The sequence below is a fragment of the Variovorax paradoxus genome, assembly GCF_030815855.1.
Taxonomy (GTDB): domain Bacteria; phylum Pseudomonadota; class Gammaproteobacteria; order Burkholderiales; family Burkholderiaceae_C; genus Variovorax; species Variovorax paradoxus_M.
In genome coordinates, this window is sequence record NZ_JAUSXG010000001.1 from 4996320 (window position 1) to 5020867 (window position 24548).

22 protein-coding genes are annotated in these 24548 nt (G+C 66.9%); 16 read left to right on the forward strand and 6 right to left on the reverse strand.

Annotated features, from left to right (window positions below; translation table 11 throughout):
- Nucleotides 1-23: 23 nt before the first annotated feature.
- A complete protein-coding gene (locus QFZ42_RS23775) occupies nt 24-1151 on the forward strand; it encodes an ABC transporter substrate-binding protein (RefSeq protein ID WP_307703326.1) in 1128 nt (375 codons plus the stop codon).
- A gap of 30 nt (nt 1152-1181) precedes the next feature.
- On the opposite strand, the gene QFZ42_RS23780 is transcribed toward QFZ42_RS23775, so the two are convergent.
- The 3 genes from QFZ42_RS23780 to QFZ42_RS23790 are packed head-to-tail and all read right to left on the reverse strand — an operon-like array spanning nt 1182 to nt 4726.
- A complete protein-coding gene (locus tag QFZ42_RS23780; RefSeq protein ID WP_307703327.1) occupies nt 1182-2276 on the reverse strand; it encodes a M14 family metallopeptidase in 1095 nt (364 codons plus the stop codon).
- Nucleotides 2273-3475 carry a M20 aminoacylase family protein gene (locus QFZ42_RS23785; protein ID WP_307703328.1) on the reverse strand — a complete coding sequence of 401 codons (1203 nt, stop codon included), beginning with the start codon at nt 3473-3475 and terminating at the stop codon, nt 2273-2275. Before QFZ42_RS23785 ends, QFZ42_RS23780 begins: the two co-directional genes overlap by 4 nt.
- Before the next feature lie 57 nt (nt 3476-3532).
- The gene (locus tag QFZ42_RS23790; RefSeq protein WP_307703329.1) at nt 3533-4726 is read right to left on the reverse strand and encodes a glycerophosphodiester phosphodiesterase; all 1194 of its coding nucleotides are present in this window, start codon (nt 4724-4726) and stop codon (nt 3533-3535) included.
- 100 nt (nt 4727-4826) lie between these two features.
- Between QFZ42_RS23790 and argE the strand changes: the two genes are divergently transcribed.
- The 9 genes from argE (at nt 4827) to QFZ42_RS23835 (ending at nt 16900) form a co-directional block, all read left to right on the forward strand.
- On the forward strand, nt 4827-5993 hold the full coding sequence (gene argE, locus QFZ42_RS23795; RefSeq protein WP_307703330.1) for an acetylornithine deacetylase: 1167 nt from the start codon (nt 4827-4829) through the stop codon (nt 5991-5993).
- The gene (locus tag QFZ42_RS23800; protein ID WP_307703331.1) at nt 5986-7239 is read left to right on the forward strand and encodes a DUF445 domain-containing protein; all 1254 of its coding nucleotides are present in this window, start codon (nt 5986-5988) and stop codon (nt 7237-7239) included. The genes argE and QFZ42_RS23800 overlap by 8 nt, the downstream gene beginning before the upstream one ends.
- Nucleotides 7240-7369: 130 nt before the next feature.
- Entirely contained in the window at nt 7370-9043 is a 1674-nt protein-coding gene (locus QFZ42_RS23805; RefSeq protein ID WP_307703332.1) for a hypothetical protein, read from the forward strand.
- 128 nt (nt 9044-9171) lie between these two features.
- On the forward strand, nt 9172-9945 hold the full coding sequence (locus QFZ42_RS23810; RefSeq protein WP_307703333.1) for an MHYT domain-containing protein: 774 nt from the start codon (nt 9172-9174) through the stop codon (nt 9943-9945).
- Nucleotides 9946-10017: 72 nt separating this feature from the next.
- Nucleotides 10018-11628 carry an acyl-CoA carboxylase subunit beta gene (locus QFZ42_RS23815; protein ID WP_307703334.1) on the forward strand — a complete coding sequence of 537 codons (1611 nt, stop codon included), beginning with the start codon at nt 10018-10020 and terminating at the stop codon, nt 11626-11628.
- Nucleotides 11625-13577 carry an acetyl-CoA carboxylase biotin carboxylase subunit gene (locus QFZ42_RS23820; protein WP_307703335.1) on the forward strand — a complete coding sequence of 651 codons (1953 nt, stop codon included), beginning with the start codon at nt 11625-11627 and terminating at the stop codon, nt 13575-13577. The genes QFZ42_RS23815 and QFZ42_RS23820 overlap by 4 nt, the downstream gene beginning before the upstream one ends.
- A gap of 43 nt (nt 13578-13620) precedes the next feature.
- The gene (locus QFZ42_RS23825; protein ID WP_307703336.1) at nt 13621-14535 is read left to right on the forward strand and encodes an SDR family oxidoreductase; all 915 of its coding nucleotides are present in this window, start codon (nt 13621-13623) and stop codon (nt 14533-14535) included.
- Nucleotides 14536-14553: 18 nt separating this feature from the next.
- A complete protein-coding gene (locus tag QFZ42_RS23830) occupies nt 14554-15714 on the forward strand; it encodes an acyl-CoA dehydrogenase family protein (protein WP_307703337.1) in 1161 nt (386 codons plus the stop codon).
- Nucleotides 15715-15733: 19 nt separating this feature from the next.
- Nucleotides 15734-16900, forward strand: coding sequence for an acyl-CoA dehydrogenase family protein (locus QFZ42_RS23835; RefSeq protein WP_307703338.1), 1167 nt, complete (start codon nt 15734-15736; stop codon nt 16898-16900).
- A 9-nt stretch (nt 16901-16909) separates the two neighbouring features.
- Here the strand turns inward: QFZ42_RS23835 and QFZ42_RS23840 are convergent, their stop codons facing one another.
- Nucleotides 16910-18181 (reverse strand): DEAD/DEAH box helicase, encoded by a 1272-nt coding sequence (locus QFZ42_RS23840; RefSeq protein WP_307703339.1) that lies wholly within the window; start codon nt 18179-18181, stop codon nt 16910-16912.
- A 60-nt stretch (nt 18182-18241) separates the two neighbouring features.
- Between QFZ42_RS23840 and QFZ42_RS23845 the strand changes: the two genes are divergently transcribed.
- The 5 genes from QFZ42_RS23845 (at nt 18242) to QFZ42_RS23865 (ending at nt 21665) form a co-directional block, all read left to right on the forward strand.
- Complete coding sequence (locus QFZ42_RS23845; RefSeq protein ID WP_307703340.1) at nt 18242-18616, forward strand: translation initiation factor Sui1; 375 nt, start codon at nt 18242-18244, stop codon at nt 18614-18616.
- Nucleotides 18617-18624: 8 nt separating this feature from the next.
- Nucleotides 18625-18858 carry a DUF3820 family protein gene (locus QFZ42_RS23850; RefSeq protein WP_307703341.1) on the forward strand — a complete coding sequence of 78 codons (234 nt, stop codon included), beginning with the start codon at nt 18625-18627 and terminating at the stop codon, nt 18856-18858.
- A 181-nt stretch (nt 18859-19039) separates the two neighbouring features.
- Complete coding sequence (locus tag QFZ42_RS23855) at nt 19040-19453, forward strand: RNA recognition motif domain-containing protein (RefSeq protein ID WP_307703342.1); 414 nt, start codon at nt 19040-19042, stop codon at nt 19451-19453.
- Between the two features lie 198 nt (nt 19454-19651).
- Nucleotides 19652-20140 carry a tripartite tricarboxylate transporter TctB family protein gene (locus QFZ42_RS23860; protein ID WP_307703343.1) on the forward strand — a complete coding sequence of 163 codons (489 nt, stop codon included), beginning with the start codon at nt 19652-19654 and terminating at the stop codon, nt 20138-20140.
- A gap of 13 nt (nt 20141-20153) precedes the next feature.
- On the forward strand, nt 20154-21665 hold the full coding sequence (locus QFZ42_RS23865; RefSeq protein ID WP_307703344.1) for a tripartite tricarboxylate transporter permease: 1512 nt from the start codon (nt 20154-20156) through the stop codon (nt 21663-21665).
- Nucleotides 21666-21677: 12 nt separating this feature from the next.
- On the opposite strand, the gene chrA is transcribed toward QFZ42_RS23865, so the two are convergent.
- Together chrA and QFZ42_RS23875 are read right to left on the reverse strand one after the other, a co-directional pair.
- The gene (gene chrA / locus QFZ42_RS23870) at nt 21678-23033 is read right to left on the reverse strand and encodes a chromate efflux transporter (RefSeq protein WP_307703345.1); all 1356 of its coding nucleotides are present in this window, start codon (nt 23031-23033) and stop codon (nt 21678-21680) included.
- 21 nt (nt 23034-23054) lie between these two features.
- The gene (locus QFZ42_RS23875) at nt 23055-23813 is read right to left on the reverse strand and encodes a TSUP family transporter (RefSeq protein ID WP_307703346.1); all 759 of its coding nucleotides are present in this window, start codon (nt 23811-23813) and stop codon (nt 23055-23057) included.
- Nucleotides 23814-24233: 420 nt separating this feature from the next.
- Between QFZ42_RS23875 and QFZ42_RS23880 the strand changes: the two genes are divergently transcribed.
- Nucleotides 24234-24533 (forward strand): hypothetical protein, encoded by a 300-nt coding sequence (locus QFZ42_RS23880; protein WP_307703347.1) that lies wholly within the window; start codon nt 24234-24236, stop codon nt 24531-24533.
- Nucleotides 24534-24548 lie beyond the last annotated feature (15 nt).

Below are 24548 nucleotides of genomic sequence, written 5' to 3' on the forward strand. Positions count from 1 at the left end.
CACGCGCAGAAGAGGTTTTCACGATGATCAATCGCAGACATTTCTCCCTGGCCACCGGTGCCGCAGCGCTGGGTGGTTTTCAGCTCGCCAGGGCACAAAGCGAAGCCCCGCTGGTGCTGGGCCAATCGGCACCGTTCACCGGCCCGGCCGCGCAGCTCGGCATCCAGTTTCACCAGGGCGCCAAGCTGTTCCTGGACCAGTACAACGCCCAGTCCGGCCGCCGCCACGTGGTGATCAAGAACCTGGACGACGGCTACGAGCCCGACCGTTGCGCCGCCAACACGCAGAAGCTGATCGAGGAAGACGTGTTCGCGCTGTTCGGCTACATCGGCACGCCCACCAGCATGGCGGCGCTGCCGCTCGCGGTGAAGGACAAGGTGCCCTTCATCGCGCCGTTCACCGGCGCCATGTCGCTGCGCGAACCGTTCCAGAGGAACGTGTTCCACCTGCGCGCGTCGTACAACGACGAGACCGCGCTCATCGTGAAACAGCTCACCCACTTGCACCTGAAGAAGATCGCGGTCTTCTATCAGAACGACGCCTATGGCAAGGCGGGGCTCGACGGCGTCACCCTGGCAATGTCGCAGCAGGACCTCAAGCCGGTGGCGCTCGCCACGGTGGAGCGCAATTCGGTCGACGTGGCCTCGGCGGTGAAGAGCATCGTGGCGGCGCGGCCGGATGCAGTGGTTCAGGTGGGCGCCTACAAGGCGTGCGCGGCCTTCATCCGCGAGGCGCGCAAGGCGGGCTACGGCGGCACGTTCTTCAACGTGTCTTTCGTGGGCACCCAGGCACTGGCCGACGAGCTCGGCAAGGGCGGCGCGGGCGTGATGGTGACCCAGGTGGTGCCCTCGCCCTACAACCCCGCCAACGCGATCACGCGCGAGTTCAGCGAGGCGGTGAAAAAAGCCGGCGCCGGGGCAAGCGCCAATTTTTCGAGCATGGAAGGCTACATCGCCGCCAAGGTGCTGACCGAGGGCCTGCGCCGTGCGCCGCCGGGCAAGGCCTCGCGCGACGGCCTCATCACCGGCCTGGAGAGCATCGACCGCCAGCAGTTCGGCGGCTTCGAGGTGTCGTTCTCGGCCAAGAACCACGTTGGATCGAAGTTCGTCGAGCTGTCGATGATCACCGCGGACGGCAAGGTCAGGACCTGACCGCAGGGGCGTCGCGCCCCGCTTCTTGCGTCAGCCGCTCAAGCCGTCCACGGCCTGGAACATCGCCTGCCGGGCCTGGCTGACCACCTGGCCGCGCCAGGCGTCAGCGTCGGTATAGAAGGCCTCGCGCATCCGCGCGCGGATGCCGTCGGCCAGCTCGGCCGGTGCTTCGGGGTGCTTGTGCAGCCAGTGGTCGGCGCGCAAGGCGCCCAGAACGTCGAGCATCGGCAGCGTGCCGTATTCGAGCGCAATAGCGGTGTATTCGGCCTGCGGACACTCCTCGTACACCGCTTCACACATCTGGCCGCGCAACGGGGCCGAGGTGGAAGAACCATCATAGGTCGAGGTGACGGGCGCCGCGGGCGTGCCCCACCAGGCATTGGCGCGCGCAGAGGCGGCCTTGTCATCCCTGCCCGCGAAGATGCGCTCGCCGATGCCGTTCGGGCCGAGGCCGGTGTGCAGGTCGATCCAGGCCAGCCGGCGCGCGCTGCCGACGTGGCGGCGCAGCACGTTGCGCAGGGTCCTGTTGCTCCAGGTTGCCGCCTTGCCGCCGAAGAACAGGCCGTCGTCGAACTGGTATTGCCCGCCGCTGACGGCCGCCTGGAATGCCACGGCGCCGTGCTTGTCGATCCATTTCTCGACGGCGGCCTGGTTCTCGGGCGTGGGTGGCCAGACGTCGGGCAGGAGCAGCGGATGCAGCTTGGCATAGGCCTCGTTGACCGGAAGCGGCTTGGAGAAATCGACGAAGTTTCGGTTCAGGTCGACGTTTTCCTGCGTGACGCGCCGGCCGTACGAAAAGCCGCGCGGGTTGAGCGCGTGCACATAGAGCACCGCCACGCCCTGCGCCTTGGCCTTTTCGCGCCATTCGGCATCGTGCAGCGCAAACACCTGTACGCCGCTGCCGCAATGGCCTTCGGCGCCATGGCAGGCGCTGGAGACGATCAGCAGGCGCTCGGCGTTCGCATCGCCGTCGAGCGCCACGTCCATCGAAAGCTCCTCGCCCTCCTGCCCCTTGCCCGGATGCGCATGCGGCTCCACCGCGAGGCCCGCGCTCACGCAAGCGCGCAGAAACTTCTGGCGCGCCTGGGCGTAGCGCGGCGAAAACGCCTCGCCGATGCCGATCAAGCGGCGGCTCCTCCGGGCTTCAGGAACTGCTCGGCCAACTGCACCCAGCAGGTCGCGCCCAGGGGAATCAGGTCGTCGTTGAAGTCGTAGCTCGCGTTGTGCAGCGTGCACGGTCCTTCGCCGTGGTGCATGTCGCGGTGCGTGCCGTCGCCGTTGCCGATGAAGGCATACGCGCCGGGCTTGGCCTGCAGCATGAAGGCGAAGTCTTCCGAGGTCATGGCGGGTTCCTGCCGCAACACGTTCTCGGCACCGACGATGCCGCCCATCACGCGGCGCGCGAAGTCGGCCTCGGCCTCGGTGTTGACGGTCGGCGGGTAGTAGCGCTCGAAGCGGAAGTCGCAGGTGGCGTCGTGCGCCGCGCAAATGTTCTCGGCAATCTTCTTCATGCGCGCTTCGATCATGTCGAGCACTTCGATGGAGAAGGTGCGTACGGTGCCCGTCAGTTCGCAGTTATCGGGAATCACGTTGTTGGCTTCGCCCGCGTGAATGGTGGTGACCGAGATCACGGCCGAGTCGGTCGGCTTCATCTTGCGCGTGAGAATGGTCTGGAACGCCTGCACGATTTCACAGGCAATCGGCACCGGATCGATGCCCGTCTGCGGCAGCGCGGCATGGCCGCCCTTGCCGATCACGTTGACATAGAACTTGTTCCCCGACGCCATCACCGGCCCCGGGCTCACAGCGAACTGGCCGGCCTTCATGCCGGGCCAGTTGTGCATGCCGAACACCGCCTCCATGGGGAACTGCTCGAACAGCCCCTCCTTGATCATTTCGCGCGCGCCGCCGCCGCCCTCTTCGGCCGGCTGGAAGATCAGGTACACCGTGCCGTCGAAATTGCGGTTCTTGGCCAGGTGCTGCGCGGCGGCGAGCAGCATGGCGGTGTGGCCGTCGTGACCGCAGGCGTGCATCTTGCCGTGGTGCTTGCTGGCATGAGCGAAGGTGTTGAGCTCGGTCACGGGCAGCGCGTCCATGTCGGCGCGCAGGCCCACGGCGCGGCTGCTGCTGCCGTTCTTGACGATACCCACCACGCCGGTGGTGCCCAGGCCGCGGTGAATGGGAATGCCCCATTCGGTGAGCTTGCCTGCCACCACGTCGGCGGTGCGGACTTCTTCGAAGCAGAGTTCGGGATGGGCGTGAAGATCACGTCGCACGGCGGCGATGCCCGCCGCCTGCGTGACAAGCGAATCGATGAGTTTCATAGGGGCACAGTCTAGACTTTGCGGCTCACCACCGCAAAGACCGTGCCGGGCTACCCCTCAGCGGCCGATGCTCTTCAGGTAGTCGGCGCGCGCCGCCAGCGCGGTGTCGGTGAAGTCGGTGAACACGCCGTCCACACCGAGCTTGTAATAGATCGCGTACTCGTTCTTGCCGTTCTTGTCGTAGTCGGCCGCCAGGCGGCGCGACTCGTTGCGGAAGGTGAACGGGTGCACGAACAGGCCCGCCTTGTGGGCATCGGCGATCAGCGTGGTGGGCGAAACCGAGGTGGCGTCGGCATCGTTGATCTTGCCGTCCTTGTTCACGTCGATCGGCTTGCCGTCGGCGCCGATGCTGCCCTTGATGCTCACGATGTAGCGCTTCCACGGGCCGATGCCGTCGGCATAGGTCTTGATTTCGGCGAGGCCCGCGGGCGTGACCATCACGTCGAAGTTGCGCTTGTCGCCGGCCTGGGTCCAGTCGTAGGGGCGGTCGCTCGGCACCGCGAAGGTCACGGCGCCCGTCTTCAGGTCGACGCTGTCGCCGTCGATCAGCTGGATGAGCCGGGTATTCAGGCCCTTGCTCTTCATGTACTTGAGGCTGCCGGGCTCGAAGGACTGCACGTAGATTGGCGCGGTCTTGCTGTTCCAGCCGGCGGCGTTGATGGCGGCGACGACCTTGTCTTCCAGCGGCAAGCCCAGGTCGCGGAAGTAGGTCGGGTTCTTGGTCTCGGGGTAGATCGCGATGGTGCGGCCGGTTTCCTTCGACTTGGCCTTGGCGAAATCGATGATCTCCTGGAAGGTGGGGATCTTGAACTTGCCGTTGAATTCCTGCGGCCGCTCGGGGTCGGTCGAGATGCCGCCGAGCGTCTTGATCTCGGCCAGCGTGAAGTCGTTGCTGAACCAGCCGGTCTGCGTTTCGCCGTCGACCTTGATGGTCTTCTTGCGCGAGGCGAAGCGCGGGTGTTTGGCCACGTCGGTGCTGATGGCCAGGTTGGGATCGTGGCGGGCGATGAGCACGCCGTCCTTGGTGGAGACCAGGTCCATCTCGATCACGTCGGCGCCCAGTTCGATGGCGCGCGCATAGGCTTCGAGCGTTTCCTCCGGCAGGTAGCCCGAGGCGCCGCGATGCGCGATGACCAGCGGCGGCTGGCCGTCGAGCGTGAGCAGCTTGTTGGATGAACCGGGGCCGGTGGTGCCGCAGGCTGCAAGGCAAAGGGCGGCTGTCGCAGACAGGGCAAGCGGAAGGGTGCGCATCGTCTTTTTCTCCATCCAAAAGAGAGCCAGCGTACCCGCTTCGCATGACGGCATCGGCAACTGCCGGCGCATGGCGCCGACTTCTTGGACAATGTGTTGCATGCTCCATACGCTTTCCCCTCAAAGCCTCGCACTGGCCCAGGCACTGGTGCGCATGAACACCGTCAGCGAGAACAGCAACCTCCAGCTGATCGACCTCGCGCAGAGCCATCTGGCGGCCCTCGGCGTGAAAAGCCGCATCACCTACAACGCCGAGCGCACCAAGGCCAACCTGTTCGCCACCCTCGGCGAAGGCAAGCCGGCCGGCGTCATCATTTCGGGGCACACCGACACGGTGCCCTGGGACGGGCAGGACTGGAGCGTCGACCCGCTCTCGGCCACGGTGCAGAACGAACGCCTCTACGGGCGCGGCTCGGCCGACATGAAGAGCTTCATTGCCATCGCCTTGTCGAATGCCAGGCGCTTCCTGGAAAGCGACTCGCCCTTCGCTGTGCATTTCGCGTTCAGCTATGAAGAAGAGATCGGCTGCTTCGGCGTGAAGGAACTCATCGCCGACATGCGCGACGCCGGCATCAAGCCCGTCGCCTGCATCGTGGGCGAACCCACCAGCATGGTGCCGGCCATCGCGCACAAGGGCGTGTACCGCTACAGGTGCTGCGTGCGCGGCAAGGAGGCGCATTCGTCGCTCACGCCGCATTCGGTCAATGCCATCGAAATGGCAGCCCGCGTGGTCGGCAAGGTGCGCGACATGGCCGAAGGCTTCGAGCGCAGCGAGCCGCGCTACGAAGGCTTCGACGTGCCCTTCAGCACCGCGAGCGTGGGCCAGTTCCACGGCGGCATCGCCGACAACGTGGTGCCTCGCGACGCCGAGTTCCGCTACGAGTTCCGCGACCTGCCGACCGCCGACGCGAAGAAGATGCAGGACGAAGTGGTCTCCTATGCCGGGACGCTCGAAAGCTCGATGAAGAAAGTGGCGCCCGACGCCGGTTTCCGCTTCGAAACCATCTGCGAGATCCCGAGCTTCCTCGGCGCCGCGGGCGATCCGGTCACGCAGCTGGCGCAGCGCCTCTCGGGCGAGGAGCGCACCACGCTGGTGGCCTTCGGCACCGAAGCGGGCCTGTTCAAGAACGCCGGCATCCCCACCGTGGTGTGCGGCCCGGGCAGCATCACCCAGGCGCATCAGCCCGACGAGTTCGTGAGCCTCGAGCAACTGGCACGCTGCGAGCTGTTCATGGAGCGCCTCGCCTCCTCGCCCGCCATTGGCTGACGACCGCAGCGCCCTCGGCGGCATGAAGCGAGTCGCGCTCGGCCTGCTGTGCGCGGCGGCACTGCTCTATGCGCTGGCGAGCGCGCTGCATGCGCAACACCCGGCCTGGGGCTATGTGGCCGCTTTCGCGGAAGCCGCGATGGTCGGCGCCATTGCCGACTGGTTTGCGGTGGTCGCGCTGTTCCGGCATCCGTTCGGCCTGCCGATTCCGCACACCGCGATCATCCCGAGCAACAAGGACCGCATCGGCGCCAAGCTGGCCGGCTTCATCTGCAACAACTTCCTGAGCACCGCGCAGGTGCTTGCCAAGCTGCGCGAGTTCGACGCCGCCGGGCGCGTCGCGGGCTGGCTGGCGCGGCCCGCGAGCGGCGAGAAACTCGGCGAATGGGGCGTGGCCGCCACGCGCTACGGGCTTGCGGCGTTCGACGACGAGCGCGTGCGCGCCTTCCTGGGCCGGGCCGCTGCGGCGGGACTCGAGAAGATCGACCTCTCGCGCCTCACCGGCCAGGCGCTCGACGCACTCACGGCCGGCGGGCGCCACCAGGCGCTGCTCGACGATGTGCTGCAGCAGGTGGCCGGCCTGCTCGAAGGCGAAGAGGTTCAGGCGCACATCACGGAGGCCATTGCGCGCGAGATAAAAACGCTGCGCTACGTGGGCCTCGACCAGGTCGCGGCCAAGCTCGCCACGCGCAAGATCGTGGCGGCCGTGGCGCGCACCATCGGCGAACTCGCGGCGGAGCCCGCGCATCCGATGCGCAGGCGCTTCGACCATTTCGTCGACGATTTCGTGGTGCGGCTCAAGCTCGACCCCGAGTTCCAGCAGCGCGGCAAGCAGATCCGCGCCGAACTGATGGCGCACCCCGCGCTCGGCGACTACCTGCATGGGCTCTGGGGCGAGCTTCTGGCCTGGCTGCATGACGATCTCGGCCGCGGCGATTCGACGATTCGCCGGCGCATTGCATCTATGGCGGGTGCGTTGGGCACGCGGCTGCAGGCCGACGAGGCGATCCGCCGCTGGATCAACGAGCAGATCGAGGCCGCCGCGCCGCTGGCCATCGAGCGCTACCGCGAGGACATCCGCCGCTACATCGAAGAGCGGGTCGGCGAATGGAATGCCGGCGAGATGACCGACGAGCTGGAGCGCCACATCGGCCGCGACCTGCAGTTCATCCGGATCAACGGCACGCTGGTGGGCGGGCTGGTGGGGCTTTTGATCCACGCGCTGACGCAGCTTCTGCGCGGGTGAGCGTGGCGGAAGAGTGCGGCTGAACCGCGGGTAATCCGCAGCGGATAAAAGTCTGCATGTCCCGAGGGAGACCGCGCCGCCGGCCCGTCCTCCTTCTAGACTGCGCGCGCATCCACCCGAAGGAGAAGACATGCCCCCTCGCCCGCTCCATGCCGCCGCCGCACTGATCGCCACGCTCGCCCTGCTGGGTGCCTGCGGCACCATTGCACCGCCGTCGCCGCCGCCCACCCGGCCCGCCTCGTGGGCGGCGCCCGAAGCGCTGGTGGCGCCCTCCTCGTTCTCGGGCGTGCACGGCCTGGCCATCGATGCCAAGGGCCGGCTGCTCGCCGGCTCCGTGCTCGGCAACACGCTGTGGGAGGTGGACCGCAACACCGGGGCGGCCAAGGTGCTGATCGATGCGCCCGAGGGCCAGGCCGACGACATCGCGGTCGGCCCCAACGGCGAGCTCGCATGGACCAACTACCTCATGGGCATGCTGCGTTACCGCGAGAGCGACAGCGCGCCGATGCGCGTGCTCGCCAAGGACCTGCCCGGACTCAACTCGCTCGACTTCGACCGAAAAAACGGCAAGCTCTACGCCTCGCAAGTGTTCCTGGGCGATGCGCTGTGGGAGATCGACCGCCAAGGCCAGAAGCCGCCGCGGCTCATCAAGAAGGACATGGGCGGCTTCAACGGCTTCGAGGTCGGCCCCGACGGCATGCTCTACGGCCCGCTCTGGTTCAAGGGCCAGGTGGTGAAGATCGATCCGTCGAACGGCAGCATGGCCGTGATCGCCGACGGCTTCAAGATTCCCGCAGCGGCCAACCTGGACGGCAAGGGCAACCTCTGGGTGGTCGATGCACGCAGCGGCGAGCTCGTCCGCGTCGACTTGGCCACCGGCCGCAAGACCGTCGCGAAACAGCTGCGGCCTTCGCTCGACAACCTCGCCATTGCGCCGGACGGCACGATCTACGTGTCGAACATGGCCAACAACGAAGTGCAGGCCTTCAACCCCGCCACGGGCGCGCTGCGCACGCTCACCAGCGGCAAGCTCGCGGCGCCGGCGGGCCTCAAAATCGAGGGCCACACGCTCTGGGTGGCCGATGTGTTCGGCTTTCGGCAGGTGGACGTGCGCAGCGGCGAAGTGCGCGACGTGTTCCGCATGCAGCGCGACCCGGAGCTCGACTACCCCTTTTCGATCGGCCTGTCGGGCACGCTGTTTGCGCTGACTTCGTGGTTCACCGGCACGGTGCAGCTGGTCGACCGGCAGACGCTGCGGACCGTCGAGACGCTGCACGGACTGAAGGCGCCGTTCGATGCCATGCCGATGCCCGACGGCAGCGTGATCTATGCCGAGATCGCCACCGGCAGCATCACGCGCGCCCGCGGCCCCAAGTTTGCAGATAAGCAAGTGCTCGCCAGCGGGCTCGGCGGCCCTGTGCAAATGATCATCGGCCAGGATGGCGCTCTGTATGTGACCGAGGCGGCCGGCAAGCTGACCCGCATTCCGCTCGACGCGAGCGCGCCGCTTCGCGCCATTGCAGAAGGACTGGCGCTGCCCGAAGGTTTGGCGCAGACGCCGTGGGGCAGCTTCATCGTGGCCGAAAGCGCCGCACGCCGGCTGGTGGAAATCGACCCCTCGAACGGCTCGCGCCGCACCGTGGCGGAAAACCTGCCGATCGGCCTCGCCGCCGGCCCCGGATTGCCGCCGCCCTATGTGGTGACAGGCGTCGCCGTGGGAGGCGACGGGACCATCTACATGACGGCAGACCGGAACAATGCGCTCTATAGCATCCGCCCCCAACGGTCAGATGTGAGAAAGTAAACAAAATCCGACGAAATTTCGTTTACTTTTAAAAACAACTGTTACAGACTGGCTCTCGAACGCCTCGTTACAAGCCTTTCTACCTCTGATCCACGGCGGCGAGTCGTTCTTTTTCAGGAGAAAAAAGTATGACCCCCCTCGTTGTTGGCCAGTTGCTGTCGCCCGAGTATTCACTCGGCCTGGTGGCGCTCTCGTTTCTCATTTCGTTTGCGGGTTCTCTGGTGGCGCTGATCTGCGCGGGGCGCATGGTCGGTGCGGATGGGAAACCGAACCTGGCGGTGGTGGCTTGCGCCGCCGTGGCGCTGGGCGGCATCGGCATCTGGTCGATGCATTTCATCGGCATGCTGGCTTACCGCCTGCCGGTGGGCATTTCATACAACGTGCCGCTGACCGTCGTGTCCCTGGTGGCAGCCATTCTCATCTCCGGCATTGCGCTGTACCTGGCGGGCGGCCGGAGCAAATTCAGCAAGTCCGGCTGGCTGGCCGGCAGCCTGCTGGCGGGCCTGGGCGTCTGCGTCATGCATTACATGGGCATGTTCGCCATGAACATGCGCGCCTCGATGGATTTCGAGCTCAACATCGTCGGCCTGTCCGTCGCCATCGCCATCACCGCCGCCGGCGCGGCCCTGTGGCTGGCCTTCAATCTGCGCCGACTGAGCCACAAAATTGCCGCGGCCGCGGTGATGGGCGTGGCGGTCTGCACCATGCACTACGTGGGCATGAGCGCAGCCAACATGATCTGCATCGCCGCCGCGCCGACCGATGCGCTGGCCATCGGCGGCAACTACATGGGTCTCTCGGTGTTCGGCACGGCCGGCGCGGTGCTGATCTTCATCTACTGGGTCATCACGGGAAGCAGCCTGGACGCACCCGCAGCGCCGCGCCGGGTCCGCACCAGCTAATTGGCGCAAGCCGGGCGCGTGGCGGCGCCCTAGAGTCGGCGCAGAGCGAAAGCATCTGCCACTGACTCTTCCATGCCCGTCATCGAATCCCGGCTGCACGCGGCCAGCGAATCCTTCCAGGCCCACCGCGCCGGCATGCTGGCGTTGCTCGGGCACGTGCGAGCGCACGAGGCCCGCTCGGCAGCGGCATCGAACGCCTCCGCCGAGCGCTTCGCCAGGCGCGGCCAGTTACTGCCGCGCGAACGGCTCGCGCTGCTGCTCGACACCGGCGCGCCCTTCCTGCCTTTGGCCTCGCTCGCGGGGCTGGGCCACGACAACGAAGACCTCGACCAGAGCGTGCCCGGCGGCGGCGTGATCGCGGGCATCGGCCGGGTCTCGGGCGTGCGCTGCATGGTCAGTGCGTCCGACTCGGGCATCGACGCCGGCGCGCTGCAGCCCATGGGGCTCGACAAGCAGCTGCGCGTGCAGGAGATTGCGCTCGAGAACAAGCTGCCGTACGTCCAGCTGGTGGAAAGCGCGGGCGCCAATCTCATGCAGTACCGTGTGCAGGACTTCGTGCGCGGCGGCGGCATCTTCCGCAACCTGGCACGACTTTCCGCCGCGGGGCTGCCGGTGGTGACCGTGACGCACGGCTCGTCGACCGCGGGCGGCGCCTACCAGACGGGGCTTTCCGACTACATCGTGATGGTGCGGGACCGCACGCGCGCCTTCCTGGCCGGCCCGCCGCTGCTCAAGGCCGCCACCGGCGAAATTGCCACCGAAGAAGAACTGGGCGGCGCCGTGATGCACACGCACGTCTCGGGCTTGGGCGACTACCTGGCGGAAGACGACCGCGACGCCCTCCGCATCGCGCGCTCGATCCTCGGCGGCATCGACTGGGCGCGCGGCGAGGTACCGCGCCAGTTCGCCCCGCCGCTTCACGACGCCGAGGAGCTGCTCGGCATCATGCCGGGCGACGGCCGGCGCCCGGTCGACATGCGCGAAGTCATCGCCCGGATTGCCGACGGCTCCGAGTTCCTCGAATTCAGCGAGCACTACGGCAGCGCCACGGTCTGCGGCCACATGCGGCTCGAAGGCCATGCGGTGGGCATCGTCACCAACAACGGTCCGATCGATTCCGACGGCGCCACCAAGGCCACGCATTTCATCCAGGCCTGTTGCCAGTCGCGCACGCCCATCGTCTATCTGCAGAACATCACCGGCTACATGGTGGGCCGCGCGCACGAGGAGGCCGGCATCATCAAGCACGGCGCCAAGATGATCCAGGCCGTGACCAGCGCCACAGTGCCGCAGATCACGCTGCACTGCGGCGCCTCGTACGGCGCGGGCAACTACGGCATGTGCGGCCGCGGCTTCGCGCCGCGCTTCTGCTTCTCATGGCCCAACGCGCGCACTGCGGTCATGGGCGGCGAACAGGCGGCGAGAACCATGGCCATCGTGATGGAAGCGGGCATGGCCCGAAAGGGTTCGGTCGACCGGGAAAAGATCGATGCCACGCAGCAGCAGATCGTCGAACGCTTCGAGCGCCAGACCAGCGTGTTCACCACCAGCGCGCTGCTGCTCGACGACGGCGTGATCGATCCGCGCGACACGCGTGCGGTGCTGGCCGAAGTGCTCTCCGTCTGCCGGGATGCCGATGCGCGCATGCCGCAGGCCATGCAGTTTTCGGTGGCGCGGCCATGACGAGCTTCAACAAGGTGCTCGTTGCGAACCGCGGCGAAATTGCCGTGCGCGTGATGCGCACCGCGCGCGCCATGGGCTTGCGCACGGTGGCCGTGTATTCGAGTGCGGACGCAGACGCCGAGCATGTGCGCCAAGCCGACCAGGCGGTATGGATCGGCGAGCCGCTGCCCGCGCAAAGCTATCTGAACATCACCGCCATCGTCGAGGCCGCGCGTTCGAGCGGCGCGCAAGCCGTGCATCCGGGCTATGGCTTCCTGGCCGAAAACGCGGAGTTCGCGCAGGCCTGTGGTGACGCGGGGCTGGTCTTCGTCGGCCCCTCGCCCGCCGCCATTCGCGCGATGGGCGACAAGGCCGGTGCCAAGCGGCTGATGCAGGCGGCGGGGGTGCCGTGCATTCCGGGTTACCAGGGCGAAGACCAGAGCGCCGCCACGCTTGCGGCCGAAGCCGGGCGCATCGGCTGGCCCGTGATGATCAAGGCCACGGCCGGAGGCGGCGGGCGCGGCATGCGGCTCGTGCCTTCGGCAGCCGCTTTTGCCGAGTTGCTGCAAGGCGCGCAATCGGAAGCGCTCCATGCCTTCGGCGATGCGACGGTGATCCTGGAACGCGCCATCGCCCTGCCGCGCCACATCGAAATCCAGGTGTTCGCCGACCGGCAGGGCCACGTCATCCATCTGGGGGAACGCGATTGCTCCGCGCAGCGGCGGCATCAGAAGGTGATCGAGGAATCGCCCTCGCCGGCCGTGTCCGCGGCGTTGCGCGAGCGCATGGGAGCCACCGCCGTGGCGGCCGCGAAGGCCATCGGCTACGAAGGCGCGGGCACGCTCGAATTCCTGCTCGACGCCGAGGGCCGCTACTGGTTCATCGAAATGAACACCCGCCTGCAGGTGGAGCACCCGGTGACCGAGGCGGTGACCGGCCTCGACCTGGTCGAACTGCAATTGCGCATCGCGGCCGGCGAGCCGCTGCCGCTGACCCAGCAGGAGGTGCGCGCGAGCGGCCACGCCATCGAAGTGCGGCTCTGCGCGGAAGATCCGCGGCAGGGCTTTCTGCCGCAAAGCGGAACGCTCGCCGTGTGGCGCCCCGCAGCGGCTTTGCGCACCGAGCATGCGTTGCGCGACGGCGCCCCGGTGCCGCCCTTCTACGATTCGATGATCGCCAAGCTCGTCGCACATGGACGCACGCGCGACGAAGCTCGGCAGCGGCTGCTCGCAGGCTTGCAGGACACGGTGGCACTGGGCATTGCGACAAACCAGCAGTTGCTGCAGCGTGCATTGGCGCACCCGGTGTTCGCAAGCGGCGCCGCGACCACCGCCTTCGTCGCCGAGCAACTCGACGCCTTGCTCGCTCCCGATGCGGCGACCGAAACCCGCGCCGCGTTGCTGGCCGGGCTGCTGCTCCAGCTTGGCGACTGCGGCTGGCCCTCGCCGCTCGCGCACCGGTTGCCGAATGCGTTGCGCTTCGCGCTCAACGGTACGCCCCATGCGGCACGCGTTCAGCCTCTTGACGCCGGCCGCTTCGACATCGCCCTCGACGACCAGGCGCCGGTACGCATCGAGCTGCTTGCACCGCCCGGCGACGGGCCCATGCGCTTGTGCTGCGGCGGGTTGGCAGAACACGCGGTGGTGGCGCGTGCATCGGCCAACCGCATTTACTTTCACTTTCGCGGCCAGGCCTTTCAACTCGACGACCTCACCCGCGTTGCGGTGGCGCGAGAAGGAACCGTGGCCAGCGACGGGCTCCTGCGCGCCGCGATGAACGGCCGCGTCATCGCACTGCTGGCGGCCGAAGGCGATACGGTGGCCGCCGGCCAGCCGCTGGTCACGCTCGAGGCGATGAAGATGGAACACGTGCACCGCGCGCCGCGCGCCGGACGGGTGGCTGCGCTGCATGTGGCCGTGGGGGCGCAGGTCGCCGCGCGCCATGTGGTGGCGGAAATCGCCGACGCCTGACGCGACGCCGCTCTTGCGTGAAACTCCTTTCGAAAGTCCGCCGATGAACGCTTCGCCCCGCTACCGCTCCGTTTTTTCGCCGGGCCTGTTCGCAGGCCAGGTGATCGTCGTCACGGGCGGGGGCTCCGGAATCGGCCGCTGCACGGCGCACGAACTCGCCTCGCTCGGCGCGCAGGTGGTGCTGGTCGGCCGCAGCATCGAGAAGCTCGAAGCGGTGCAAGCCGAGATCACCGGCGATGGCGGAATGGCCGGCACACAGGCCTTCGACATCCGGCAGGAAGACGCCGTGCGCGGTGCGGTGGCCGCCATCGTGGCCGCGCATGGCCGCATCGACGGGCTGGTGAACAACGCGGGCGGCCAGTACATCACGCCGCTCGCAGCCATCTCGGCCAAGGGCTGGGAGGCGGTGATCCACACCAACCTCACGGGCGGTTTTCTCGTGGCACGCGAATGCTTTCTGCAGAGCATGCAGGCGCACGGCGGCTCCATCGTCAACATCGTGGCCGACATGTGGGGCTCGATGCCCAACATGGGCCACAGCGGCGCCGCGCGCGCGGGCATGGTGAGCTTCACCGAGACGGCGGCGCTCGAATGGGCCGCGAGCGGCGTGCGCGTGAACGCCGTGGCGCCCGGCTACATCGCATCGAGCGGCATGGACCACTACCCGCCCGAGGCCGGCGGCATGCTGCGCGCGATGCGCAACACTGTGCCCGCGGGCCGTTTCGGCAACGAGGCCGAGACCTCCGCGGCCATCGCCTTCCTGCTGAGCCCAGCCGCGAGCTTCGTCAGCGGCAGCGTGCTGCGCGTGGACGGTGCGCGGCCGCAGGTGCGCATGGGCTGGCCAATGGCGCTGCCCGATGCGCAGGCGCAGCAGCGCGCGGCGGTGCGGCCTTTCGACGGCTTTCACCTGGCGCGAATGCCGCGCGTGTTCCAGGACCGCGACGAACCGAACGACTGATTGGACGGAGACCACCGCATGCAATACACCCACGAGCATCTTGAAATACAGAAGACGCTGCGCCGCTTCATCGACGAAGAGATCAATCCGCATGTAGCGGCGTGGGAAGAGGCCGAGAGCTTCCCCGCGCACGAAGTCTTCAAGAAGCTCGGCAACCTGGGCATGCTGGGGCTCAACAAACCCGAGGCCTTCGGCGGCGCCGGGCTCGATTATTCGTATGCGATGGCCATGGCCGAGGCGTTGGGCCATGTGAGCTGCGGCGGCGTGCCGATGGCGATCGGCGTGCAGACCGACATGTGCACGCCCGCGCTCGCGCGCTTCGGCAGCGACGAACTGCGCCGCGAGTTCCTGGCACCCGCCATCGCGGGCGACAGGGTCGGCTGCATCGGCGTGAGCGAGCCCGGGGCGGGCAGCGACGTGGCCGGCCTCAAGAGCCATGCGCGCAAGGACGGCGGCGACTACCTCATCAGCGGCCAGAAGATGTGGATCACCAACAGCCTGCAAGCCGACTGGATGTGCATGCTGGTCAACACCGGCGACGGCCCGGTTCATCGCAACAAGTCGCTCGTGATGGTGCCGATGGACAGCCCCGGCATCGAGAAGGCGAAAAAAATCCGCAAGATCGGCATGCATTCGAGCGACACCGGCCTGATCTATTTCGACAACGTGCGCGTGCCGCAACGCTTTCGCATCGGCGAGGAAGGCCAGGGCTTCGTCTACCAGATGCAGCAGTTCCAGGAGGAGCGGTTGTGGGCCGCCGCGAGTTCGCTCGAACCGATGGAGGACTGCATCGCGCAGACCATCGGATGGGCGCAGGAGCGCAAGATGTTCGGCGCCACGCTGGCCGACCAGCAGTGGGTGCAGTTCAAGCTGGCCGAGCTCAAGACCGAAGTGGAAGCGCTGCGCGCCCTCACCTACCGCGCCTGCGACCTGCATGTGCAAGGCGAAGACGTGCTCGAGTTGGCGTCGATGGCGAAGCTCAAGACCGGTCGGCTCACGCGCCAGGTGGCCGACACCTGCCTGCAGTTCTGGGGCGGCATGGGCTTCACGCTCGAGAACCGCGTCTCGCGCCTGTACCGCGACGGGCGGCTCGGCTCCATCGGCGGTGGCGCCGACGAGGTGATGCTCGGCATCCTGGCCAAGACCATGGGCATCGCCAAGCGGCCGCCGCGCGGCTGAACGCGCAGGCGAACGACGCATGGACGCCGAACTGAAGGCCGACCGCGTGGCGCTCGCCGACACGGTGCGGCGCTTTGCCGAGAACGAGATCGCGCTGCATGTGCAAGCGTGGGACGACGCGGGCGAGTTCCCGCGTGCGCTCTATGCGCGCGCCGCGGAACTGGGCCTGCTCGGCCTCGGCTACCCCGAGGCGTTAGGCGGTACGCCGGCCTCGTATTCGCTGAAGCTCCCCGCATGGATCGCGCTCGCTCGCTACGGCAAGAGCGGTGGCGTGCTCGCGAGCCTGTTCTCGCACAACATCGGCCTGCCGCCCGTGGTGCTGCATGCAAGCGATGCCGTGCGCAGCGAAGTCGTACCGCCCGTGTTGCGGGGCGAAAAGATCGCGGCGCTCGCCATCACCGAACCCAGTGGCGGCTCCGACGTGGCGGCGCTGCGCACCACCGCGCGCTGTGACGGCGACCACTACGTGGTGAACGGCGAGAAGACCTTCATCACATCGGGCATGCGGGCCGACTGGATCACGCTGGCGGTGCGCACCGGCGAAACTCGCGGCGCAAATGGCATCTCGATGCTGCTGGTGCCCGGCGATGCGCCCGGCCTCACGCGCACGCGCCTCGCGAAGATGGGCTGGCTGTGCTCGGACACCGCCACGCTGCACTTCGACAATGTGCGCGTCCCGGCCCGGTACCTGCTCGGCGAGGAAGGCGCGGGTTTCCGCATGGTCATGGGCAACTTCAACGGCGAACGCATCGGCCTCGCAGCGGGCGCATTGGGCTTCGCGCAGGCCTGCCTCGACGAGGCGCTGGCCTGGGCGCAGGGGCGCAAGGCCTTCGGCGCCGCGCTGATCGAGCACCAGGCCGTGCGCCACAAGCTGGTGGACATGCAGATGCGCATCGCATCCACCGAAGCGTGGCTCGAAGCCGTCTCGGCCGAAGGCGATGCGCACGAGGCGGCGGGCCGCTTCAACGCGCCCGAGTGGGTGGCGCAGGTCTGCATGCTCAAGAACCACGCCACGCAGACCATGCAGTTCTGCGCCGATCAGGCCGTGCAGATCCTTGGCGGCATGGGCTTCATGCGCGGCACCGTGAGCGAGCGCATCTACCGCGAAGTGAAGGTGATGATGATCGGCGGCGGGGCCGAGGAAATCATGAAGGAACTGGCCGCGCGGCAGCTGGGCTGGCTGTAGACCCGGCGGTCAGTCGTTCTGCTCGCTTTCGCCTTGCTGGCCCGCGGCGAGTGCGTTCGCCGCCCGCAGCTTGTCCTTCTTGCTGGGCCGCTTGCCCTTGATGCCGCCGGTGCCGGAGGCATCGACCATCGGCACGGCCGCTTCGGTCGGCTCGAAGCCTTCGACGCGCTCGCGCGGCAGGCTGAGGCCCTGGCGTTTTTCGATCAGCCGAAAATGCGCTTCGGTGGCCGCGCTCACGAAGCTGATGGCAAGCCCGCTTTCACCGGCCCGGCCGGTGCGGCCGATGCGGTGGATGTAGTCGGTCGGCGAGCGCGGCAGGTCGTAGTTGATGACGACCGGCAGTTGCGCAATGTCGATGCCGCGCGCCGCAAGGTCGGTGGCAATCACCACGTCCCAGCGGCTCTCCTTGAACTGCGCGAGGATGCCGGTGCGCGTGCCCTGTGCGATGTCGCCGTGGAAGGGCACGGCGTACACGCCGTTCTTGTAGAGCTTCTCGGCCACGGTCTGGGCCGCATGCTGGGTGGCGACGAAGACCAGCACCCGGTCCCACTCGTTTTCCTTCAGCAGGTGGCGCAGCAGCTGCGTGCGGCGATTCGCATCGACTTCGATCACGCGCTGCACGATGGCCGGCTCGGTGCCGGGCTCGCCCTGCACGTCGATCACTGCGGGGTCGCGCAGCGTGCCGTCGGCCAGCGCCTGGATGGCGGGCGGGAAGGTGGCCGAGAACAGCAGGTTCTGGCGCTGCGCCGGCAGCAGCGCGAGGATGCGGCCCAACTCTTCGGCAAAGCCGAGGTCGAACAAGCGATCGGCCTCGTCGAGCACGAGCGTGGCAACGGCATTGAGCTTCAGCGCGTTGTGGTCCACCAGGTCGAGCAGTCGGCCCGGCGTGGTCACCACGATGTCGGCGCCGCCGCGCAGGCTCATCATCTGCGGGTTGATCGACACGCCGCCGAAGGCAATGGCGATCTTCAGCCGCTCGGGCAGATGCTGCGCCAGGCTGCGCAGGGCCTCGCCCACCTGGGCCGCAAGTTCGCGCGTGGGCACGAGCACCAGTGCGCGAACGCGCCGCGGCGCCTGTGCAGGCTCGGCCGCCAGGCGCTGCAGCAGCGGCAGGGAAAATGCGGCTGTCTTGCCGGAGCCGGTCTGCGCCGAGCCCCGCACGTCGCGACCTTGCAGAATCGCGGGAATGGCCGCAGCCTGGATGGCGGTCGGCGCGGCATAGCCGCTTTCGGCGGCAGCCTGCACGAGCGCGGGAACCAGGCCCAGTGAGTCGAATGGCATGTGAACAGACAGACAGAGAAAGATGAACCGAGAGACAGTGAAAACGAAGAGAGCTAGCGAATGGCAACAATGAAAAGCAATCAGGCCAGCGCCCTGGTGTACTCCACCGAGGCGGGCGGCCGCATGTGCCCCGATTGCCGCGCGCCGATGGCGCAATGCCGCTGCAAGGAACTCAAGGCGCGCGTTCCGGCCACCGACGGCATTGTGCGTGTATCGCACGAGACCAAGGGCCGCAAAGGCAAGGGCGTGACGGTGGTCAAGGGTCTTGCGCTCGACGCGGCGGCGCTCGCGGCGGTGGGCAAGCAACTCAAGACGGCCTGTGGCTCGGGCGGCACGGTGAAGGACGGCACCATCGAAATCCAGGGCGACCACCGCGAACTGGTGATCGCCGCCCTCGCGAAGCAGGGCCACATGGTCAAGCGCGCCGGAGGCTGAACCTCATCATGAAACCCGAAGACCTGCAGCGCCTCGTCACGCTCGAAATGCCATTCGGCAAGCACAAGGGCACGCTGATTGCCGATTTGCCCGGCAATTATCTCAATTGGTTCGCGCGCGAGGGTTTTCCCGAAGGCGAGATCGGCCGGCTGCTCCATTTGATGCATGAAATAGACCACAACGGCCTCTCCGGCTTGCTCCAACCGTTGCGAAACCGCCCGCGAAGGCGTGATGTTTCGTAATAACCGCGGATTTCGGCACTCTTTTTTCAGATCGGATTGATAATCGAGCCTACGTGTCTGTGAGCTTGTCTCCCGTGCACGTAATTCGGTGATCGGTCAGTTTCGCGCCACAGCGCATTTGTTTGTTGTGATTCTGGGACTCCATCGCTTTGTCTTGTTGGTTTGAATTAGGAGTCCCTCAATGGGCAAGAAACTCTACGTAGGCAACCTCGCTTACTCTGTGCGTGACAACGATCTGGAACAGGCTTTCGGCGAGTTCGGCTCGATCGTCAGCGCCAAGGTCATGATGGAACGTGACACCGGCCGTTCGAAGGGCTTCGGCTTTGTCGAAATGGGCAGCGACGCTGAAGCGCTCGCAGCTGTTGAAGCCATGAACGGCCATTCGCTCCAGGGCCGTGCCCTGACCGTGAACGAAGCACGTCCGATGGAAGCTCGTCCCCCCCGTACCGGTGGTGGCGGCGGCTACGGCGGCGGCGGCGGTGGTGGTGGTTACGGCGGTGGTGGCGGCGGCGGCTACGGTGGTGGCGGCGGCGGCGGTGGCCGCAGCGGTGGCGGCGGTGGTTACGGCGGCGGCGGTGGCCGCGGCGGCTACTAAGCCCTCCCCACAGCACTCATGAGAGCCCCGGCTCTCTGAATGAATAAAAAGCTCCTTCGGGAGCTTTTTTCGTTTCCGCCCTGCTCATCTTTTCGAGCGAGGGAGAACCCTGGTACGCATTTCTCCTTACCGCGCCGGTCAGCCAGGAGTCAGCCGCGGGCGACGACCCTCACCCCTCCAATCAAGAGGGTCGAGACAATGCGTATAAAGAGTCAGGCTGACTTCTTTTCAGGAGTCATGTTCACCAGTGTGGGCGGCGCTTTCGCGATAGGCGCCACCACCTACACCATCGGCGACGGAGCCCGCATGGGCCCGGGTTACTTCCCTCTCATGCTGGGCATCCTGCTGGCCGTGCTCGGCGCAGCCATCATGTTCCAGGCCCTGGTGGTGGAAACCGCCAGCGGTGATCCGATCGGCAAATGGGCCTGGAAGCCGCTGGCTTTCGTGCTCGGCGCCAACCTGGCTTTCGGTGTGCTGCTGGGCGGGCTGCCAAGCGTCGGCCTGCCTGCGATGGGAATGATTGCCGCGATCTACGCGCTCACCATCATCTCGAGCATGGCCGGCGAGCACTTCAAGCTGCGCGACGTGCTGGTGCTGGCGACCATCCTGGCTGCCGGCAGCTATGTGGCCTTCATCTGGGCGCTCAAGCTGCAGATCCAGGTCTGGCCTACTTTCATTTCGGGTTGAGGAGCACACCGCCATGGAACTGTTCCACAACCTCGCGACCGGCTTCGGCGTCGCCTTCACTTTCACCAACCTGCTGTACTGCCTGGTCGGCTGCATCCTGGGCACGCTGATCGGCGTGCTGCCGGGCATCGGCCCGGTCGCGACCATCGCAATGCTGCTGCCCGCTACGTACGCATTGCCGCCCGTGTCGGCGCTGATCATGCTCGCCGGCATCTACTACGGCGCACAGTACGGCGGCTCGACCACCGCGATTCTGGTGAACCTGCCCGGGGAGTCATCTTCCGTGGTCACCTGTATCGACGGCTACCAGATGGCAAGGCAGGGCCGCGCGGGCCCGGCGCTCGCCGCGGCGGGCCTGGGCTCGTTCTTCGCGGGCTGCGTGGGCACGCTGATCCTGGCCGCGTTCGCGCCGCCGCTGACCGAACTGGCCTTCAAGTTCGGCCCGGCCGAGTATTTCTCGCTGATGGTGCTGGGCCTGATCGGCGCCGTGGTGCTGGCCTCGGGCTCGCTGCTCAAGGCGGTGGCCATGATCGTGCTGGGCCTGCTGCTCGGCATCGTCGGCACCGACGTGAACTCGGGCGTCGCGCGCTTCAGCTTCGACATTCCCGAGCTCACCGACGGCATCGGCTTCGTGGTGATTGCCATGGGCGTGTTCGGTTACGGTGAAATCATCGGCAATCTCTCGCAGCCCGACGACGAGCGCGAGGTGTTCACGCACAAGGTCAAGGGCCTGTGGCCCACCAAGGAAGACTTCAAGCGCATGACGCCGGCGGTGCTGCGCGGCACGGCCCTGGGTTCGGCCCTGGGCATCCTGCCCGGCGGCGGTGCGCTGCTGGCGGCTTTTGCAGCCTATGCGCTGGAGAAGAAGATCAAGATGCGGCCGGGCGAAGTCCCCTTCGGCAAGGGCAACATCCGCGGCGTGGCGTCGCCCGAATCGGCCAACAACGCCGGCGCGCAGACCTCCTTCATCCCGCTGCTGACGCTGGGCATTCCGCCCAACGCCGTGATGGCGCTGATGGTGGGCGCGATGACGATCCACAACATCCAGCCCGGCCCGCAGGTGATGACCAGCAACCCCGAGCTGTTCTGGGGCCTGATCGCCTCGATGTGGATCGGCAACGCGATGCTGATCATCCTGAACCTGCCGCTGATCGGCATGTGGATCAAGCTCTTGACGGTGCCGTACAAGTTCCTGTTTCCCGCCATCGTGCTGTTCTGCGCGATTGGCGTGTACTCGACCAACAACAACACCTTCGACGTGTGGATGGTCGCGATCTTCGGCTTTATCGGCTACCTGTTCCTCAAGCTCAGAACCGAGCCCGCGCCGCTGCTGCTGGGCTTCATCCTCGGGCCGATGATGGAAGAAAACCTGCGGCGCGCGCTGCTGCTGTCGCGCGGCACCTGGAGCGTGTTCGTCACGCGGCCGCTGTCGGCGGGCCTGCTGGTCGCGGCAGCGCTCTTGCTCGGCATCGTGCTGCTGCCGTCGATCAAGGCCAAGCGCGAAGAAGCGTTCGTCGAGGAATGACCCTTCGAGCGGTCAGCGCCCGAGCAGTTGCCAGGCCATGCCTGCGAGTGCCGAGGCGAGCACCACGGGAATCACGCCGGCCTTGAAGCGGAAGAGCGCGATAGCCGCGAGGGCGCCGATCACGGCCGAGGGCAAATCGAAGGGGCCCGACAAGCCCTTCGGCCAAAGCACGTGGTAGGCGAAGAAGACCGCCAGGTTGACGATCACGCCGACCACGGCCGCGGTAATCGCGGTCAGCGGCGCGGTGAACTTCAGGTTGCCGTGGGTCGACTCGATGAAAGGGCCGCCCAGCAGAATGAACAGGAACGACGGCAGGAAGGTGAAGAAGGTCACCACCGTCGCCCCCGCAACGCCGGCCGCGAACAGCGCATGGGGGCCGAACAGCGCCTGGCCCCAGGCGCCGACGAAGCCCACGAACGACACCACCATGATCAACGGGCCCGGCGTGGTTTCCCCGAGCGCGAGGCCGTCGATCATCTGCGTGGCGCTGAGCCAGTGATAGTGGTCGACCGCGCCCTGGAACACATAGGGCAGCACCGCATAGGCGCCGCCGAAGGTCAGCAGCGCCGCCTTGGTGAAGAACCAGGCCATCTGCGTGAGCGCACCGCTCCATCCGTACAGTGCCGTGAGCGCGCCCAGTGCGCCGAGCCACAGCAAAACAAACACTGCGAGCACGCGCGCGAAGCGGCCCCAACTGAAAAGGGCGTGCTGCGGCGTGGGCGCGTCGTCGTCGATCAGCGCCGGGCCAGCCGAGCCCGCTGCGGCGCCGTGCCCGCCGCCCGGCGTGAAGTACGCCGGCGCGAACCGGCTGCCGAAGTAGCCGATGGCCCCGGCGGACAGCACGATCAGCGGAAACGGCAGCCGCAGCGCGAAGATCGCGACGAAGGCGGCCACGGCAATCGCCCAGAGCCACGCGTTCTTGAGCACCCGCGAGCCGATGCGCCAGGCGGCGAACAGCACGATGGCCGTGACCGCGGGCTTCACGCCGTAGAGCAGGCCCGCCACGGCCGGCACGTGGCCGTAGGCCATGTAGGCCCACGACAGCCCGATCAGGATGAAGAGCGACGGCAGCACGAAGAGCACGCCCGCCGCGATCCCGCCCCAGGTGCGGTGCATGAGCCAGCCGATGTAGGTGGCGAGCTGCTGCGCTTCAGGGCCGGGCAGCAGCATGCAGTAGTTGAGCGCATGCAGAAAGCGCTTTTCCGAGATCCAGCGCCGGCGCTCCACCAGTTCCTGGTGCATGAGCGCAATCTGCCCCGCCGGGCCGCCGAAGCTGATGAAGCCGAGCTTGAGCCAGTAGGCGAAGGCCTGCCAGAAGCTGACGGGTGCGGGGCGTTCAACGGGTACAGCGGACTCTGGCAATGCCATGGATGAGACTTTCTTGTTTTGCTATTTCAGGAAGGCGTCATAGGCGGTCTTGAGAATCAGCGCGCTCACGACGACGATGAACACCACCCGCACGAAGCCGGCGCCGTGTTTCAGCGCAACACGCGTACCCAGCAGGCTGCCGGCCACGTTGGCCACTGCCATCACCAGCCCATAGTGCCACCAGACATGGCCCTTGGCGGCGAGCAGGATCAATGCCGCGGCATTGGTCAACGTGTTGATGATCTTGGCCGAGGCCGACGCGTTCAGGAAGTCGTAGCCCATCCAGCGCACGAACAGAAACACCAGGAAGCTGCCCGCCCCCGGGCCGAAGAAGCCGTCGTAGAACCCGATCGACAGTCCGATGGCGCAGGCCGCCAGCGTTTCAGCTCGCCCGCTGAATCGCGGAACGTGGTGGCGCCCGAGGTCCTTGCGCGCCAGCGTGTAGAGCAGCACGCCGAGCAGCACGATGGGCAATGCCCGGCGCAGGAAGTCGCCCGGGAACACGGTGACGCCCCAGGCCCCCAGCATCGAGCCGGCGAATCCGAGCAGGGCGGCCGGCCAGAGCGCGCCCCAGCGCATCTGGACCCGCTGGCTGAACTGGGCCGCAGCGGCCGCCGTGCCCCAAATGGAAGCACTTTTGTTGGTACCCAGCAACGTGGCCGGTGGCGCACCCGGGAAGACCGCGAAAAGGGCCGGCACGAGAATCAGCCCTCCGCCGCCGACGATCGAATCGACAAAGCCCGCGAGCAGCGAGGCGCCCGTTACCACCAGCATTTCCATGCCGGGATTGTCGCACCCGATCCGCTATCAAAAAGCGAGCTTCATCCAGAGACAGGACGTGGGCAAGAGCGCAGTTCGGCCAGAGAGAATTTGACCGGAACGGAAGGGCGCTGGGCAATAAAAAAGGCGCCGACCAGCGGCGCCTTTCAAGTTCAAACACGGCTTCTCGAACGGAAGCCTTGAAGAATTTTTCTTGTAGACCGAATTTTGTCTCCTCGGACCCTCGGCAGCACGAGCTTGGCCCGTTCGCGAGTGGGCAGACTTTAGGCGGTGCACCGGGCCAGTGCATTGGGAATTACCCGCTTTGCCTTACCTCGAAGCTGCCCTGCGCAAACAAAAGTGTTTCGGAGCGTTAACGACATCCGTCGACGTGGCACGACTTGTGCACGCAAGCGGTTGAGCCATTCGTCGAGGAGCGCCATGTCCATGTCCGAAAGCGAACGCATTGCCCTTGCCGCGCGCCTTCACGTGGCATTGCGGCGAAAGCACGGCCGCGTGACCGACACCGAATGGATGGCCACGAATGCCGAGTACGCCACCGAGATCGTGCGCATGACGCGCGCACATGCCGCGGAAACCAAGGATGAGGATCTCTACCTGCTCGCCACCCGCCTCGAGCAGGCCATGGAGCCGCTGGCGCGCGCCGCGCGGCTGGCAGCGCGAGCGGCCGACGGCAACGCGCCGAACCCGCTGCAGCGCTACATAGGCAAGCTGCGTTGACCCTTTCCCGGGCGA